The sequence below is a fragment of the Singulisphaera acidiphila DSM 18658 genome (genome assembly GCF_000242455.2).
GTDB lineage: Bacteria > Planctomycetota > Planctomycetia > Isosphaerales > Isosphaeraceae > Singulisphaera > Singulisphaera acidiphila.
In genome coordinates this window covers 8,677,983-8,693,990 of record NC_019892.1, presented here as the reverse complement: position 1 = coordinate 8,693,990, position 16,008 = coordinate 8,677,983, and the positions used below count along the sequence as shown (strand labels likewise).

The window sequence follows — 16,008 nt, the reverse complement described above, 5'->3', positions numbered from 1 at the left end:
CGCCGACGAACTGCCGAGCGATTCGGAACGATCTGGTGAAAATGGTTCCAATCGATGGGTTTGTGAGGGTCTGACGTTCGACACCGGGGCTGCAACAGTCGGTACCGAGATTCGGTTCACACACATACACGTAATCTATCGGAAAGTGCAGTCAGAACTATGTTCGCACGAATCCTCTATAGACCCGCATTGGCGATCGTTATCTCCGTGATCATCTTGTTCCTTGGGGCGCTGGCAATCAAAACCCTGCCGATATCCCAGTTCCCCTCCGTCGCGCCGCCGAGTGTGGTCGTCACGGTTGCTTATCCCGGCGCCAGTGCCAATGTCTTGGTCGACTCGGTCCTGATTATCTTGGAGCAGGCTATCAACGGCGTACAGGACATGCGCTATATGGCCTCCGCCGCCACCAGTGCCGGTGAAGCAACGATCATGATCATCTTCGAGCCAGGCACGGACCCGAACGTGGCGGTCTTGAATGTAAATAACCGGATCAACATGGTGAAAAACAGACTCCCACCCCTGGTGGAGCGGGAGGGAATCGTCGTCATGCAGATGATGACGAGCATGCTGATGTATGTGAACGTGTTCAGTAAGCAGGAAGGCGTCGACCAGAATTTCCTCTACAACTACGCCTTTGTCAACATCCTACCTGAAATCAAGCGGGTTCGGGGCGTCGGCACCGCCACGATTCTCGGCAGCCGCCAGTATTCCATGCGGGTCTGGCTGAATCTCGACCGTATGCGTGCCTATAACCTGTCCTCCGAGGACGTCATGAAGGCTCTGGGGCAACAGAGCATGATTGGTTCGCCCGGACGACTTGGCCAGGCGACGGGCAGGACCTCGCAAACAGTCGAATACGTCCTGACCTGGGTGGGACGCTACAATAAACCAGAGCAATATGAAAATATTATATTAAGAGCAAATCCGGATGGTGAGATCCTTCGGCTCAAGGACGTTGCCAAAATCGAGTTGAGCGCTTCGTACTACAACCTCTACTCGGACATCGACGGCTTTCCCTCGGCTGCCATCGTGCTCAAGCAAACCCCTGGCTCCAACGCCGCCACCGTCATTGAGGAGGTCAAGGAGAAGCTCGCGGAGATGAAGGCGGAGTCGTTCCCTCCTGGCATGGACTTTCAGGTCAGCTACGATGTTTCCAGCTTTCTGGAGGCCTCCATCGAGAAGGTGCTTCACACCCTGTTCGAGGCCTTCGTGTTGGTGGCCTTGGTGGTCTTCCTGTTCCTCGGGGATTGGCGTTCCACGCTGATCCCAACCCTGGCCGTTCCGGTGTCCTTGATCGGGACTTTCTTTTTCATGCTATTGTTCGGTCTATCGATCAATCTGATCACGCTCTTCGCGCTGGTGCTGGCGATCGGGGTCGTGGTGGACGATGCGATCGTGGTGGTCGAAGCGGTGCATGCCAAGATGAACGAGAAGCACCTTTCACCCTATCGGGCGACCATGGAGGTTGTGCACGAGATTAGCGGTGCGATCATCGCCATCACGCTGGTGATGACAGCCGTCTTCATTCCGGTGACCTTCATGACCGGGCCGGTCGGCGTCTTCTACCGCCAGTTCGGTCTCACGATGGCCACGTCCATCGTTCTCTCCGGTGTCGTGGCCCTGACGCTCACGCCAGTTCTCTGTGCGATGCTTCTCAAACCTCACACGAACCACGTGAAAAAGCGTGGGCCGCTGGCCATACTGCTGCATCTTTTTGACCGTGGCGTCGAGAGGGTCACGGGCGGTTATGCTGCGATCCTGCGCCGGATCGTAACGCGCCGGGTGCTGACCATGGCTGTCATCATGGGCTTTGGCACCGCCATTTTCCTGGTAAACACGCAGCTTCCAACGGGCTTTATTCCACTTGAGGACCAGGGGATGATCTATGGGATCATCCAGACGCCTCCGGGCTCGACCCTTGAGTACACCAACGCTAAGGCCCACGAACTGCAGGCGATCGCCAAAAAAATCGAAGGAGTCAACTCCGTTTCCTCGTTGGCCGGTTACGAGGTTCTGACCGAGGGCCGGGGTTCGAACGCGGGGACCTGTCTCATCAATTTGAAGCCTTGGTCCGAACGCAAACTGACCTCGCGCCAGATCATTGAGAAGCTCGACGAAAAAGGCCGTGCGATAGCCAATGTGAAACTTGAGTTCTTTGAGCCGCCCGCGGTTCCGGGCTTTGGCGCGGCCGGGGGGTTCTCGACACGTGTCCTCGACAAGACGAACACGAACGACTACCAGCGGCTCGGAGAAGTGACCCAGAAGTTCATGGCCGCCCTGTCAAAACGCAAGGAGGTGAAGGGCCTGTTCACCTTCTTCGCCAGCAACTACCCGCAGTATGAACTGGTCATCAACAACGACGTGGCCATGCAGAAGGGTGTGTCGATTGGAACCGCGATGGACAACCTATCCGTCGTCGTAGGCAGCACCTGGGAGCAAGGCTTCATCCGTTTCGGTCAGTTCTTCAAGGTCTTTGTCCAGGCCGCGCCGGAGTTCCGGCGGTACCCCGAGGATTTGGAGAAGATGTTCGTCAAGAACGAGCATGGGGAAATGGTCCCCTACTCCTCGTTCATGAAGATCAAGAAACAGCAGGGCTTGAACGAGATCAACCGCTACAACCTGTATCCCTCCGCCGCCATTCAAGGTGCACCGGCTGTCGGCTACAGCAGCGGTCAAGCCATCAAGGCGATCGAAGAGGTCGCCGCCGAGACGTTGCCTCCCGGTTACGACATCGGCTGGGAAGGCCTATCTTATGACGAGGCGAATAAGGGGAACCTGGCTGTTTATATCTTCGGGATCGTCGTCATATTCGTCTATCTGGTACTTGTTGGGCAATATGAGAGTTTCATGCTGCCGCTGGCAGTGATCCTGTCGCTTCCGGTCGGGCTCTTCGGTGCCTTCCTGTTACTGAAGGTCATGGGGTTGTCCAACGACGTCTACGCCCAGATCGGTCTCGTCATGTTGGTCGGACTGCTTGGCAAGAACGCGATTTTAATCGTCGAATTCGCGGTGCAACGGCGCCAGGAGGGCCTGAGCCTCAAGGAGGCGGCCATCGAAGGCGGAAAATTGCGCTTCCGGCCGATTCTGATGACCTCCTTCGCCTTCATCGCCGGTCTCCTTCCGTTGGTCGTTGCCACCGGCCCCGGGGCGATCGGAAACCGCACCATTGGCACCGCCTCAGTCGGCGGGATGCTCGTGGGCACCTTGATTGGGGTCTTGGTCATTCCCGGTCTTTATTACTTGTTTGGTGTGATTGCCGAGAAGGGCAAACTCATCCAGGACGAGGCGGATGAACCTCTTTCTGAGGCCATCGCGGCCCACTAAACGGATCGGCAAGCTCGCTCGTATGACCGAGGTATTGCCATCGAGAAGGCCCAGCAGTACGCTGCCAAACGCATGAAAAAAGCCGTTTTCCTGAGCCTTGCTCAGGAAAACGGCGATTCTGTGCGCACCCCCGGCCACTTTTCCCGATGCGATCTCACCTGTGCTGGTAGCAGTAACCACCGCCCGCCACCCGTCGTTGACATGAGCCCCCTTTCTTGGTGGGAGCACCGCAAATCCCGGAAGAGCTCGAGCTAGACATCCCGGAACTGGAACGCGTGGCCATGGATGATTCGGACTCTCTTGCTTGCTCCAGCCGATCACGCTCCAACTGCTCTTGTTGCAGCCGATCACGCTCCAGGCGGGCCTCTTCCGCCTGTGCCGCCAGTCGCGCCCGTTCGGTCGCTATCTTGGCTTGCTGCTCCCGTGCCCGCTCCGCTCGCTCCTCCTCGGCAGCCTGAATCTTGGCGGCGACCAGCGATTTCAAATATTCTCTGTGCTTCAGCATGAACTTGTGCGGGCGGCGGTCGATGAGCTGCTCGAGCCGCGCGATCGCCCCGGCCACGTCTTTAACGGCGTCGGACACCATCTGTTGGGCTTTCGCCCGGGTCGCCTGATCCGGTTCGATTGTAGGGGGCGATTCATCGGCAGCCAAAGCCAGTGCTGTCGATTCCGTCAGGCTTTTCTGCAACTCACTCGGATCGGGCGGCGCTTCCGACTGAGGGGGTTGCTGAGCAATCGCCAGCTCACTTGTTATGACCTCTTTCCGGTCTAAGCGTTCCTCGATAACCAATGCCGCATCAGCGTTTGGAACGGGGACTCGCGGTTGCTCCGGTTCCTGGGCCGAATGACAACCAATCAGCATTACTAAACTTATTAGGACGAACCGAGGCATGAATTGAGTCCTGGTACTTACCAATGACAACACCCCTCCCAGGGCCACTATGCACCGGTGGGGCGAAGTGTCGAGGCTGAGGCCCCGATGCGAGCTGCGGCATCGAGCCTACCGTGGCGGATGGGGGTGGGCAAGCATGGCTCGCCTGAGTGTGGCCGTGCCAGGAGGGACGATGAGGCCCCGGGGTGGACCGAAAGGGGGGGGGATTATAGCGATTTTCCCTGGCGTTTCACATGGGCCGACGTGTTGAAATCAAACGAGGATGCCCTGAGGAGTGACCCGCCTGAGTACCTCCTCCAAGGCATCGTAGAGTTTGGATTTCGTTCTTCCCTCAAGTTTGACGGAGCCCCTGTTTGACCTTCGAGGACATCTCCTCGATCAGGGTGTGGGCTGGGGGTCACGGTGAGAGCGGCAGAACCTCGAAAGTGTCAGCCCTGGGGGAACTGATAGAGCATCAGGTAGATGATGACGCCCGTGATCGAGACATAGAGCCAGAGTGGGAAGGTGACCTTGGCGATCCGGGCGTGGCGATCGAACTGGCGTCGGAGGGCGCGGATCAAGGTGATCGTGATCAAAGGGACGATCACCGCCGCCAGAACCACGTGTGAGAGGAGGATCGTGAAATAGACCGTGCGGAGCGGGCCGACACCGCGGAACGGGACGCCGCCGCCAATCTCGTAGTGGTAGACCAGGTAGCAGATGAGGAAGAGAGTCGAAACGACGACGCAACACGACATGCAGACGGCGTGCGCCTGCACACGGCCCCGGCGAACCAAGGTCCAGCCGAGGAGGAGGAGCACGCCGGAGGTGGCGTTCAAGCTTGCGTTCACCGCCGGGAGCTGACGGGCCCAGGCGGGTCCCTTGGGAGGGGCGGGGGCCAGTTCCTTGGCCTTTGCCGTCAGAGCGTCGAGCGTGGCGCGGCTGGTCGTGTCGAAGTAGCCGATGACCTTGTTGCCGGGCGCGACGAGGGCGAGCCGGTCGCTGTGCGAGATCGCCTCGGCCCCTGCCGCTTGTTCGTCAGGGCTGGCCTCTGCCAGGCCGAGCTTGAAGCGATCGACGACCAACGACTTCATCTCGGCTGGGGGACCGGTCAGGAACCACCAGCGATCCGGGTCGGCGTTGAACGTCTTGGCGTAGCCGGCGAGGACCTCCGGGGTGTCGCGTTCGGGGTCGACCGAGAGACTGACGAGCTGCACCGAGGTGTCGGCGAACTTCTCTTGGAGCTGCTTCATGACCCCCGTGATCCGGGGGCATGAGAGCGGACAATGGGTGAAGATGAACGAGGCCACCCAGACCCGACCGGCGAGGTCGGCTTCGGTGATCGTTTTTCCTGACCGCTCCGTGAGCTGGAATTGGCCCAGCTCGAAGGGGTGAGCGCTGAGGTCGTGTCCGGCAGGCGCGGCGGCGGGCGACGCGGTTCGAAGCGAGGCCGCGAGGCAGAGTCCGGCCGAGGCGATGACGGTTCCCAGGAGAACGGAGAGGCCGAGGCGATAGGAGGCATCCACGGTGGGCGGGCCATTGCGTTGGAGGAAGGGGAAAGATGGCGACTCGTCATGTCGTCATCTGAGGAGACTCTGACGGCAAAGCGCTTGTCGACGCTGCCCGGTCTCCTTCTTTGCAAAAGAGAGAGCCCGGGCAGCGTCGGCGATCGCGGTTAGCCGACCGGATTCGACGGCCGAAGAATCGAGACGGCGGCCCCAGGCTGGATCGGGGTGGTCTCGATCCCTTCGAGGTCAGGGTTTTCTTCGGTAATGGGCTGCATCGCTACGTCAGGGAAGAGCGCGAAGGTCAGGACCAGCGCCAGGATTCCCGCCGGGACCAGCATGGCGTAGACCCACTTCCCCTCGAACTTGAGGTGCATGAAGTAGAGGCCGACCAGGGTGGCCTTGATGATCGCCATCGTCATCAGGCCGAGCACCAGGACGAGGAACGTGTGGTTGGCAAAAATCGAAGCGTAGAGATATTCGCTGACGGTGAAGACGATCAAAATCAGGAAGATCTTGATGTACTGCGAGGTATGCGACTCGACAGCCATCTCCTGATCGTGTGTCAGGTTCGTGTCGGACATTGGCCGTGCTCCCCTTATGGCAACGCGGAATCCGCGGACGAGGGTCCGCCGTTTCCGATCAGATCCAAGGTTGATCAGATAAGGTAAACGACGGTGAACAGGAGGATCCAGACCAGGTCGACGAAGTGCCAGTAGAGGCCGACCAGTTCGACCGAGCTATAGTGGTCTTTCCTGTACGATCCGGTGAGTGCCGAGTTCAGGGTGAGGCAGGCGAGCATGACCACGCCGCCAGCGACGTGGGCCCCGTGGAAGCCGGTCATCGTGAAGAAGCAGGAGGCGAAGATACTGACGCTCGGGCGGAAGTGCCCCGTGGCACTGATGCCGGGCGGGTAATGGTGACCGAACATCAACTGGTAATATTCGTAGACCTGGACGCTGAGGAACCCGGAGCCGATCAGGGTGGTGGCCAGCAGCCAGAGCGTTCCCTTGCGGCGTTCATCACGCTGAAAGCTGCTGAGGGCGAAGACCATCGTGACCGATGAGCAGATGAGCAGGAACGTGTTGGCCGCAGTCAGGTCGATGCTCAGCGGGTTGGTCATGAAGTCGTAGGGCTTCGGCCAGTTGAAGAAGGAGAGCGGCACGATCGAAGTCGTGGCCCCGACGGCTTCGAGCTCGTCGTGAACCTTCTGGGCCTTCTCAGGTGTGACGCCGAAAAGGATTCCGGCCGGCAGCGCGTGCACCAGGTGCTCCGCCTGCTCGTGCTTGAACTCCTTGGTCGTCTCTTCCTTCAGCTTGTTCGCCTTGGCGTCGTCGGGCTCTCCGCGCTCGATTGCCAACAGCCGCTTCTCGAGCTCTTCGGTCTGAAACTTATCGAAGGTCGTGTTTCTCTCGAGGATCTCCACGACCTCTTCGTGATTGGCCCCGACCTCCTTCAGGATCACGCCCTGGGCATTCTTATGGACGGAGCTGAGGTTGGTGGCGGGCGGGAAGAGGTTCGTGAACGAGGTGGGGGGGCTGCCGGCTCTCAGGACGATGTACGACCCGATCAGGCCGGTGAAGAACATGATCTCGGTGGCCAGAAACAACCACATCGCCACCTTGCCGGGAGAGACAGGCGGGTGCTGGACGGCCGTTCGGGCGGCCGGCGTCACGTGGCCGGCAAGCTCGGAGCTGTTCGGAGGATCGGCGACGTGTGCCATCTCTCAACCTCGATAGAAGAAAAACCATCGGAGAGCACGAAGACACGGACGAAGGGAAAGAAAAAAAGAGGCTCAGAACATCAGGGTTCGTATCCCTTTTTTTTCCCCCCTCGTCTCATCATGCCTTTGATTCTGGTACGGAGTCGGTCGTTCCGTCAGGCCGGCAACGGGTTCAACAGCAGGAGGAGCAAGATCGCCGGCAGGTAAACAAACGAGGCCCACATCAAGCGGCGGGCCGACTGGTCGGTGACCCCCGCCCAGAAGCGGACCGAGTACGTCAGGTAAAAGATCCCCAGGGCCAAAGCCCCGGCGAAGTAAACAGGGCCGGCCAGGCCAATCGTCGCTGGAAGCAGACCGGCCGGGACCAGGGCCAAGGCGTAGCTCGCCGCTTGCCGGCCGGTCATCACGCCGTCGGGGTCGACGACCGGAAGCATTTTGTGTCCGCCTCGGGCGTAGTCCTCACGGTAGATCCAGGCGATGGCCAGGAAGTGGGGAAACTGCCAGAGAAAGACGATCAGGAACAAGGCCCAGGCCTCAATACCAAGCCGGCCGGTGGCTGCGGCCCAGCCGATGACCGGGGGAAGCGCCCCTGGGATGGCGCCGATGGCTGTATTCAAGGTCGTGACCGGCTTGAGCGGCGTATAAACACAGACGTAAAGCACGAACGTCAAGAGCGCCAGCCCTGCAGTGGTGAGGTTCGTGGCGGTCGCCAGGATTGCGACTCCGGCGATGGCGATGCCTGTACCGAACAGGGCGGCCTCGCGCGGGGCGAGCCGGCCACTGGGTAACGGTCGGCCGGCGGTCCGTCTCATCAGCAGGTCACGGCGTCGTTCCAGATACTGGTTCCAGGCACTCGCCCCTGAGGCGACCATTCCGGTTCCGAGCAGTGTCAGCAAAAGAGTGGACGGGTGCGAGGAGCCCCGGGCTCCGAGCACGAACCCAGCCGCCACGGTGGCCAAAACCAGGGTGGCGACCCGGAGCTTCGCCAGGGTCGCGTACGCGGCGAGCCGACCTCGCGCATCGGCCATGGCCGTTTCAGCAGGCGATTCGGCCAGACCCTGCCGGGCGAAAGACACCGCGGTCTTCAAGCGACTACCTCCAAACCAGGAGCGGACAGGCTCGACCGACTCGGCATCCTCTTCGCCGGAGCCAGGTGCCGGAACGCTCGGAACGTCAAAACAACCGACGCAGCAAGGAGCAAAGCTCCGTTCGCTTGATGTCCGGTTCGGACCATCGCCTGGATAATCGTGACCGTCCGGGGGATCCCGTCGAACGGCCGAAGCATCCACCACGAGGCAATTCCCAGGACGACTTGCAGCATCACTGCGAGCGCCATTGCTCGCGAAGAAGGAACCAATTCAGGGACGACGCCTCGGTTTCGTTCGACCCTCCAGGCGAGCATGGCGACGTGGCCCCAGACCGCCAGGCCGAGCAAGGCGTGGGTCAACAACGAGGTCGGCGACATCCAGGGGAAGTGGCGAAGCCAGGCGCCGACCGCGATTTGCACGGCCACCAGGAACAAGGTCACCGCCGACCGCCGTCGCAAATGCGACGCGTCGACATTCGGTGTCGAACTCGTGATCCAATCACGTCCCGTGAGGACACAGAGACTGACCATCAAGGCGAAGAAGGCCTGGCCGGTGACGCCGTGGACCGCGGCCAGGACGGTGGAGTTCTGGGTGACGCGCGTGCCGCCCAATACTCCTTGGCCGATCACTGCGACAAGAGCGAGTACCCCCAGCCACTTCATCGACCGCCGCTGTTCGGCGAGCAGGAACCAGACGGCCAGGATCAAGGTCGAGAGCCCAACCGCAGCGCCGTAGAGCCGGTGCATATGCTCGACCCGAACGCCGAACGGAGCGTTCCAAAAATCATAGAGGAACATATTGATGCCGAACGTCGTCGGCCAGTCAGGCACGGCCATACCGACGCGGTAAGTGGTTACCGACCCTCCCACAAAGATCAACGGCCAGGTAAAGAAGGCCGCGACCACGGCCACCCAGTGCGGGCCGGCCTTGTAGGCAGGTTCGATTCCAGATCGGGAAGGTTTCAGAGGGTCGTTCGCCATGGAGGATCGATCGGACTCGCGTTCGGAAAAAAACTGAGAAAGCCTTGGCGTGCCACAATACGCCTGGAGTGAGGTACCGGGCGCCCGCTCGTTCTGCTTTGTGAGAGCGAGGGACGCCCGGAATCGAATCAGTCACGAGGTCGAAGGTCAGGCCATGACCGGGTCGAGCGGTCCGGCCTCGGCCGGTCGAGGCACCGTCTGCGGCAAGAAGTCGTCAGGCATGCCGGGAACGCTGAACTCGTAGGCCGGATGGTAGACGGTCGGGATCGTCTCGAAATTATAGTGCGGCGGCGGCGATTGGGTGGCCCATTCAAGCGAGTTCGCTTTCCAGGGGTTGGAACCCGCCTTCGGGCCGGCGACCATGCTGTAGAAGAAGTTGATCGCGAACGGGATCTGCGCCAGGCCCAAACCAAAGGCGCTGTAGGTCATGATCACGTTCAAGATGCGGATATTCGGGTTGTCCAGGTAGGGGAACGCCGAGTAATCCGCGTAACGGCGCGGCATGCCGTGCATGCCCACGATGTGCATCAGGAAGAACGTACCGTTGAAGAAGATGAAGCTCAGGAAGAAGTGAATCTTCCCCCAGCGCTCATTCATCATCCGGCCGAACATCTTCGGGAACCAGTAGTAGATGGCCGCGAAGATCCCGAACGTGCTGCCGCCGAAGAGGACGTAGTGAATGTGAGCCACGATGAAGTAGGTGTCGTGGATGTGCATGTCGACCGGGGTGGCCGCCATGAAGATTCCGGACAACCCGCCGATGACGAACATCGCGACGAACGCCATGGCGTTGAGCATCGCCGTGGTGAGCTGGAGCCGCCCGCCCCACATCGTCCCGAGCCAGTTGAACACCTTCACGGCCGACGGCAAGGCGATCATCATCGTCGAAAGCATGAACGTGGCCCCGAGGGCGGGGTTCATACCCGACTGGAACATGTGGTGTCCCCAAACGATGAAGCCGAGTCCGGCGATACCGGCGATGGCGAAAACCATCGGCTTGTAGCCGAAGAGCGGCTTTCGCGAGAAGGTCGCGATGACGTCCGAGACGAAACCCATCGCCGGCAGGATCATGATGTAGACGGCGGGGTGGGAGTAGAACCAGAAGAGGTGCTGCCACATCAGGGTCTGGCCGCCGCCAACCACCGGCGGGGCGTTGGCCACGCTCCAGCCGATCGGGCTGAAGAAGTTGGTCCCGGCGGTCCGGTCGAGCAACTGCATCACCAGGGCCGAGGTCAAGACCGGCAGCGCGAACGCTTGGAGGATCGCCGTGATGAACAAAGCCCAGACCGACATCGGCATCCGGAACATCTTCATGCCCGGAGCGCGGAGCATCAGCACGGTCGTGATGTAGTTGATCGACCCCATCAACGACGAGATGCCGGCGAACAGAAGCGCGACGAGCCACCAGGTCTGTCCGTTCAGCGAGCCGGGGGTCGACCAGTGGGCGATCGAGAGGACCGGGTAGCTTGTCCAACCGGCCTCGGCGGATCCCCCTTCGACATAGAACGAGTACAGGATGGCGACCATCGCGAACGGCATTGCCCAGTACGAGAACATGTTCAGCTTCGGGAAAGCCATGTCCCGGGCGCCGATCATGAGCGGGATCAAGAAGTTGCCGAACGCACCCGTCAGGAGCGGGATGATCACGAAGAAGATCATGATCGACGCATGCATCGTGAACAGCTTGTTGTAATATTCCGGCGGCATCCGGTAGCCGAGGGCGGGGTCGGACCAGAGCGCCTTGCTCAGGATAGGCACTGGCGACCAGGGCCAGGCCAACTGCCAGCGAACGGCCATCGCCAGTAGGCCGCCGAGAACGAAGAAGAGCAGGCCCGAGATCAAGAACTGGATGCCGATCACCTTGTGGTCGGTCGAGAAGACATACTTGGTGAGGATGTTGCTAGGGGCCGGGTGAATGTGGTCGTGTCCGTGCGAATCGGCGGTGTGCCCATGCCCGTGCCCATTGGCGGCGTGTTGTGCGCTCATCGTGGATTCACCTCTCCCTGAGGGCCGCCGACCGCGGCGAGCTGGCTGACGTTTTGCGCGTCGATGGCTCTCTGCATCCAGTCGTCGAAATCCGCCTGGGTTTCATGGACGGTCACGTTGCCCCTCATCTTGTAGTGGCCCCAGCCGCACAGCTCCGCACAGGCCAGGTCGTAACTCCCCGCGCGGTCCGAGTCGAACCAGACCGGGATGTTCAAGCCGGGCACGGCGTCTTGCTTGATCCGCATCTGCGGCAAGAAGAACGAGTGGAGCACGTCGCTCGACTTCAGATAGATCAAGGCGGTCTTGCCCTTCACGAAGTGCAAGTCGTTGACCAGGTGAAGGTCGTCGGCCGTGTTGAGCCGGCCGTCGGGGCCGGGGTAACGCATGACCCACTGGAATTGCCGGGCAGTGACCTCGGCCAGAGCCTGAACCTTGGGGGCGGAGCTGCGGAACTTGATGGCGGCCCACGTCCCCATCTGGTAGAGCGCGATGAAGACCAGGATCGAGGCGGGGATGATCGTCCAGACCACCTCCAGACGCTGGCTACCGTGGAAGTAAGTCGCCTTACGAACCGGCCGCCCCTCGGCATCGGTCTGATCCACGAAGCGGAAGCTCGCCCAGACCAGGGCGATCTGGGTGCCGATGAACGTGATGCCCGTGATCACCAGGATGATGATGAACAGGCTGTCGATCTCGCGCCCGAAAGTGGAGATCGTGTGATACGGCTCGCTCGGGCTGTTCGGCAACCACCAGTCCGGGTTGAACGGCGCATAAACGAACGCGCCAATACAAAATATCGCGGCCAGTGCAAACAGCAGACTCCAGTAACGCACGGAAACGCTCCCTTGATCGAGCTTCGAGTGCGAGAGGTCGGAGAGCGGCGGTGGCGTCCGACTCGAAACGATCCGGATTCAATGAATTCAGGTTCAACGCGTGGTCATGGCTCGCTCGGCACGACTCACCAACTCAACTCGACAACAACTCAGGGGATTGAATCTTCAGCTCCGGACGGGGTGATCCCGCCGGCGAAACCGTCAACGCTGGGCCACGGCCGGCTTGGCCGGGGCCGGGGTTACGTTGGCGGGAACCGCCCCCTCGAGCAGTTTCGGTTCGTAGGGGAGCGCGAGGACGAAGTTCACGACATCCCAGACCTCGTCCGCTTCGAGCGTCGGGTAGTGGCCGGGCATCTTGGCACCCGTGATCCCCTTGGCGATCCGCCAGTAGAGGTCGAGCGGCCGTCGCCCCCCCTTGAACACTCCGCGATTGAGGTTGTTGGGTCGGAGCGGGTTGCCCCAGTCGTCGAGCGAGTTCTTCCACTGCTCGCGAATCTCTTTGCGGTGATTCTGGAGCCGCGCTTCCTGAAGGCTCGGATCGCCGCCGAAGACCACTTCGTTGAAGACGTCTTGCGAGACGAAGCTCACGCCGTTGCCCAAGGCTTGCGGGCCGTGGCAACCGACGCAATCGACGCTGTTCCCCTTGCGTGATTTGTGGCCCAGGAACAGGTCGCGGCCTCGGAGGATGCTCTGCCGGGTCGCCGGTGTACGAGCGACCGGCGGGTTGAACACCTGGGTCTCGACCGACTTCCACTTGTTGATGACGTTCTTCAGGACGCTGTCGAGAACGTCGTCCGAGAGCGCTTCGGGATCGTTTTCGTCGGCGATCGAGGCCTCGTCGATCAGGCCCAACTCGGTCTCCCCTCGCATGCTGAGGAAGATCGCGTAATCGAGAACTTGCTCGATCTCGGTGTCGGCCATCAACGAGTCGAAGGCCGGCATCGACGTGCCGTGCAGGCCGTCGCGAATCGTCCGTCGCAGGTCGTCGCGGGTCGGCTTGGCACCGTTGGGAGTGGAGGTGAACTTGAATTTGCCCGGCCGGTAGTCGCGGGGTCGTGGGTAGAGGAAGTCCGCCGTCGGGCCATTCCCCGCTCCGCTGACACCGTGGCAGTGCAGGCAGTGGCGGCGATAGAGCGCGTAGCCCCCCGCCTGCCGCTCTTTGATCGGGGGCTGCCCGGTGGCCGACGTTCGGAGAACGTAGATTTGCTTGGGGCGGGCCTCGGGACCTTCGCCGGTCGCGATCAGGTTCGCCAGTTGGCGACCCCCCGCGGGTAGGCCTGAGCCAGGTGGTACGCGAATCTCTTGGGGATTCGGCCCGAACAGCTTGGCCAGTCCTTTGCGAACCCCTTCTTGGAGCTTGGGCTTGCCGGCGAGGTTGGCCTTGGTCTTATCGGCCAACTCCCGGGTCAAAGCCTCGGATTCTTCGTATTGCAACGGGCCGGGATTGAACGAGCCCCCGCAACCGGCCATTGCCAACGAACCGACGAGCCAAGCGAGACGAAACCGCGAAGTCACGCGCTAACCCTCCCTACGCGGGCAATCCCGTACGACCCCCAGAACCCTTGAAACCTAACGGTTTCGAGGGAATATCTCCCGCTCGATTCGGATCAGAGTGAGGCCGAGCCGGACACGCAAGAGCGTCCCAGGAGGACGCTTGTGTCCCAGTGGCGAGGGCATTAATTATCGACGATTGAGGACGCCTTCCGCAGCGCACACGTCCCAACCATCTCTTAAGAGAATCTGGCTCACGGGCCATCCGCTTATGTTAGCCGTCAGTGGAATCACCTACAAGGTCCCGCGCTATTTCGTTGTTTTCGGTCTTTGCAGAAATTATGACAATTATGAAATCGCCAGAAGCCTTGGAGCGTGGGTGCATTTTTTCGGAGATTTTACCGACATTTGAGGATGTGCGTACTTCAACCCGACAAGTCCCGCCGCCAGGCCGGCGCCGGTCCCGTTTCGGTTACGACCACCGCTGGTGGGGCGAGACCGAAGGGACGGCCGTCGAGGATCGCCGTTCGTACTGGCAGCTCACCCGCAAGCCGCTTCCTTGCTTGGCCTTCGTTGCGCCGATCTTGTTGACTTACGAGTTCGGCGTGCTCTGGCTGGGCGGCAAGTCGGCGGTTTCATTTCGGACAGGTGCCGATGCCTGGATGCGTCATGCCCTCGCCGGGGTGGGGCTGACCGATCACTGGTTTCTCCCCTTCTGCCTGGTCGTCTCCTTGCTTGTCTGGCATGCTGCCGACCCCCGTGACTGGAAGTTCGCGCCCTCCTCACTGGTCGGTATGGCGATCGAGAGCGTCCTCCTGGCGGTCGCCCTGGTCGGGTTGAGTCGGGTGGTCGACATCGGTTTCACGTGCTTGGAGCCCGCCCCTACCATTGCCCTGGCGGCGGACCCGACGAGCCAGCCACATCCCGCTGCGCCTTTGATTGGGTTTCTCGGAGCAGGGGTTTACGAGGAGGCGCTCTTCCGACTGGCCCTGGTTCCCCTCTTTTTCGGGGTCCTTCGACTTTTGCAGACGCCGACCGTTTTGGCAAGCTCGATCGCGGTCACCACGTCGGCCTTGCTCTTCTCCCTGGCCCACCACGCGGGGAGCCCCGGCGAGGCGTTCACCTGGTTCGCGTTCATCTTCCGGTGGCTGGCCGGAGTCTACTTCGCCTGGGTCTTTGTCGTGCGCGGGTTCGGTGTCGCGGTTGGCACGCATTCTGCCTATGATGTGCTCGTGGGCTGGATCGGCTGGCACTTGTAGAGATCAGAGGGGGCGGAAAGGGGGCGGTTTGCGGATCATTCACCTTTCCGACATTCACGTTTGGCGCTATGCGTTCAACCCCCTCCGGTTGTTGAACAAGCGGGCGGTCGGCATGTTCAGCCTGCTCGCAGGCCGCGCTGGGAAGTTTCGCCTGGAGCGTCTGCATGAAGTGGTCACGCGGGTTCTGGAACTGGCCCCGGATCATGTTCTGATCACAGGGGACCTGACGACGACCGCCCTGGCCGACGAGTTTCGCGAGGCGCGGGCGGCGTTGGCCGAGATCCTTCTCGACTCGACCCGGGTGACGGTGATCCCAGGGAACCACGACCGCTACACGGCGGGTTCGGTGCGTTACCGCCTGTTTGAGGAATGGTTCGGGATGTTCGCCCCGCCTGGACCTTATCCCTGGCTCCGCCAACTCGACGATGAGACCGCGATTCTCGGCCTGGACCCGACCCGGTCGCATCTCTCAGCCCGCGGTTATCTTCCCCCCGAGCAACTGGAACGGGCCCGGGAGCTCACGGGCGGATCGACCACGAGGTTGCCCAAACGCCTCCTCGTCGCCTGCCATTATCCCGTGGTTGCGCCGGCACCTTACGCCGTCGAACTGGGGGCTAAGCGGATGGTGAATGCCCCCCAGGTCTCGGAATGGTTGGCGACCGTGGGCCGGCATATTTATTGCTGTGGTCATGTGCATGCGGCCTGGTCGTTTGTCCCCGAGGCCTTGCCTGACCAGCTCTGCTTGAACGCAGGCGCTCCGCTGCTTCGGGACCTGACCGGCCACCGTCCGCCGGGCTTTCTTCAAATTGAGCTCGAAGGCAACGACGTGACCGCGATTCATCACGCCTGGACGGGCGAAGCGTGGTCGACGCGTTTGCTCTCGCAGACCCCGCACTTCTTCCGGGCCCGGTTCCCTACGACGACCTCGGTGTAGGGGAATATCTCTCT

12 protein-coding genes are annotated in these 16,008 nt (G+C 61.2%); 3 read left to right on the top strand and 9 right to left on the bottom strand.

Going from position 1 to position 16,008, the window contains the following annotated elements; all coding sequences use genetic code 11:
• The first annotated feature begins 159 nt into the window (after positions 1-159).
• Positions 160-3,324 (top strand): efflux RND transporter permease subunit, encoded by a 3,165-nt coding sequence (locus tag SINAC_RS33770; protein WP_015250026.1) that lies wholly within the window; start codon positions 160-162, stop codon positions 3,322-3,324.
• A 154-nt stretch (positions 3,325-3,478) separates the two neighbouring features.
• Here SINAC_RS33770 and SINAC_RS33765 read toward each other — a convergent pair whose 3' ends face one another.
• The 9 genes from SINAC_RS33765 to SINAC_RS33720 all read right to left on the bottom strand — a co-directional run bounded on the left by SINAC_RS33765 (position 3,479) and on the right by SINAC_RS33720 (position 13,825).
• Positions 3,479-4,216, bottom strand: a complete 738-nt coding sequence (locus SINAC_RS33765) for a hypothetical protein (protein WP_015250025.1) — start codon at positions 4,214-4,216, stop codon at positions 3,479-3,481.
• A gap of 428 nt (positions 4,217-4,644) precedes the next feature.
• Positions 4,645-5,721 carry a DUF420 domain-containing protein gene (locus SINAC_RS33755; RefSeq protein WP_015250023.1) on the bottom strand — a complete coding sequence of 359 codons (1,077 nt, stop codon included), beginning with the start codon at positions 5,719-5,721 and terminating at the stop codon, positions 4,645-4,647.
• 149 nt (positions 5,722-5,870) lie between these two features.
• Positions 5,871-6,284, bottom strand: a complete 414-nt coding sequence (locus tag SINAC_RS33750) for a cytochrome C oxidase subunit IV family protein (protein ID WP_015250022.1) — start codon at positions 6,282-6,284, stop codon at positions 5,871-5,873.
• A 74-nt stretch (positions 6,285-6,358) separates the two neighbouring features.
• The gene (locus SINAC_RS33745) at positions 6,359-7,423 is read right to left on the bottom strand and encodes a cytochrome c oxidase subunit 3 (protein ID WP_015250021.1); all 1,065 of its coding nucleotides are present in this window, start codon (positions 7,421-7,423) and stop codon (positions 6,359-6,361) included.
• A gap of 155 nt (positions 7,424-7,578) precedes the next feature.
• Complete coding sequence (gene cyoE / locus SINAC_RS33740; protein ID WP_015250020.1) at positions 7,579-8,511, bottom strand: heme o synthase; 933 nt, start codon at positions 8,509-8,511, stop codon at positions 7,579-7,581.
• On the bottom strand, positions 8,508-9,491 hold the full coding sequence (locus SINAC_RS33735) for a COX15/CtaA family protein (protein WP_015250019.1): 984 nt from the start codon (positions 9,489-9,491) through the stop codon (positions 8,508-8,510). The genes cyoE and SINAC_RS33735 overlap by 4 nt, the downstream gene beginning before the upstream one ends.
• A 147-nt stretch (positions 9,492-9,638) precedes the next feature.
• Positions 9,639-11,477 carry a cytochrome c oxidase subunit I gene (locus SINAC_RS33730; protein WP_015250018.1) on the bottom strand — a complete coding sequence of 613 codons (1,839 nt, stop codon included), beginning with the start codon at positions 11,475-11,477 and terminating at the stop codon, positions 9,639-9,641.
• Entirely contained in the window at positions 11,474-12,310 is an 837-nt protein-coding gene (locus SINAC_RS33725) for a cytochrome c oxidase subunit II (protein WP_015250017.1), read from the bottom strand. Before SINAC_RS33725 ends, SINAC_RS33730 begins: the two co-directional genes overlap by 4 nt.
• A 201-nt stretch (positions 12,311-12,511) precedes the next feature.
• Positions 12,512-13,825, bottom strand: a complete 1,314-nt coding sequence (locus SINAC_RS33720) for a c-type cytochrome (protein ID WP_015250016.1) — start codon at positions 13,823-13,825, stop codon at positions 12,512-12,514.
• Positions 13,826-14,217: 392 nt separating this feature from the next.
• Between SINAC_RS33720 and SINAC_RS33715 the strand changes: the two genes are divergently transcribed.
• Both SINAC_RS33715 and SINAC_RS33710 read left to right on the top strand, forming a co-directional pair.
• Positions 14,218-15,060: a CPBP family intramembrane glutamic endopeptidase gene (locus tag SINAC_RS33715; RefSeq protein ID WP_020466502.1), complete on the top strand. Its 843-nt coding sequence runs from the start codon at positions 14,218-14,220 to the stop codon at positions 15,058-15,060.
• Positions 15,061-15,088: 28 nt separating this feature from the next.
• Positions 15,089-15,994 (top strand): metallophosphoesterase family protein, encoded by a 906-nt coding sequence (locus SINAC_RS33710; RefSeq protein WP_015250014.1) that lies wholly within the window; start codon positions 15,089-15,091, stop codon positions 15,992-15,994.
• The last annotated feature ends 14 nt before the right edge of the window (positions 15,995-16,008 follow it).

Excerpts from the sequence above, each read along its gene's own strand:
- SINAC_RS33750 (WP_015250022.1), bottom strand. The coding sequence starts at position 6,284 with ATGTCCGACACGAACCTGACACACGATCAGGAGATGGCTGTCGAGTCG.
- SINAC_RS33735 (WP_015250019.1), bottom strand. The coding sequence starts at position 9,491 with ATGGCGAACGACCCTCTGAAACCTTCCCGATCTGGAATCGAACCTGCC.
- SINAC_RS33730 (WP_015250018.1), bottom strand. The coding sequence starts at position 11,477 with ATGAGCGCACAACACGCCGCCAATGGGCACGGGCATGGGCACACCGCC.
- SINAC_RS33765 (WP_015250025.1), bottom strand. The coding sequence starts at position 4,216 with ATGCCTCGGTTCGTCCTAATAAGTTTAGTAATGCTGATTGGTTGTCAT.
- SINAC_RS33745 (WP_015250021.1), bottom strand. The coding sequence starts at position 7,423 with ATGGCACACGTCGCCGATCCTCCGAACAGCTCCGAGCTTGCCGGCCAC.
- SINAC_RS33770 (WP_015250026.1), top strand. The coding sequence starts at position 160 with ATGTTCGCACGAATCCTCTATAGACCCGCATTGGCGATCGTTATCTCC.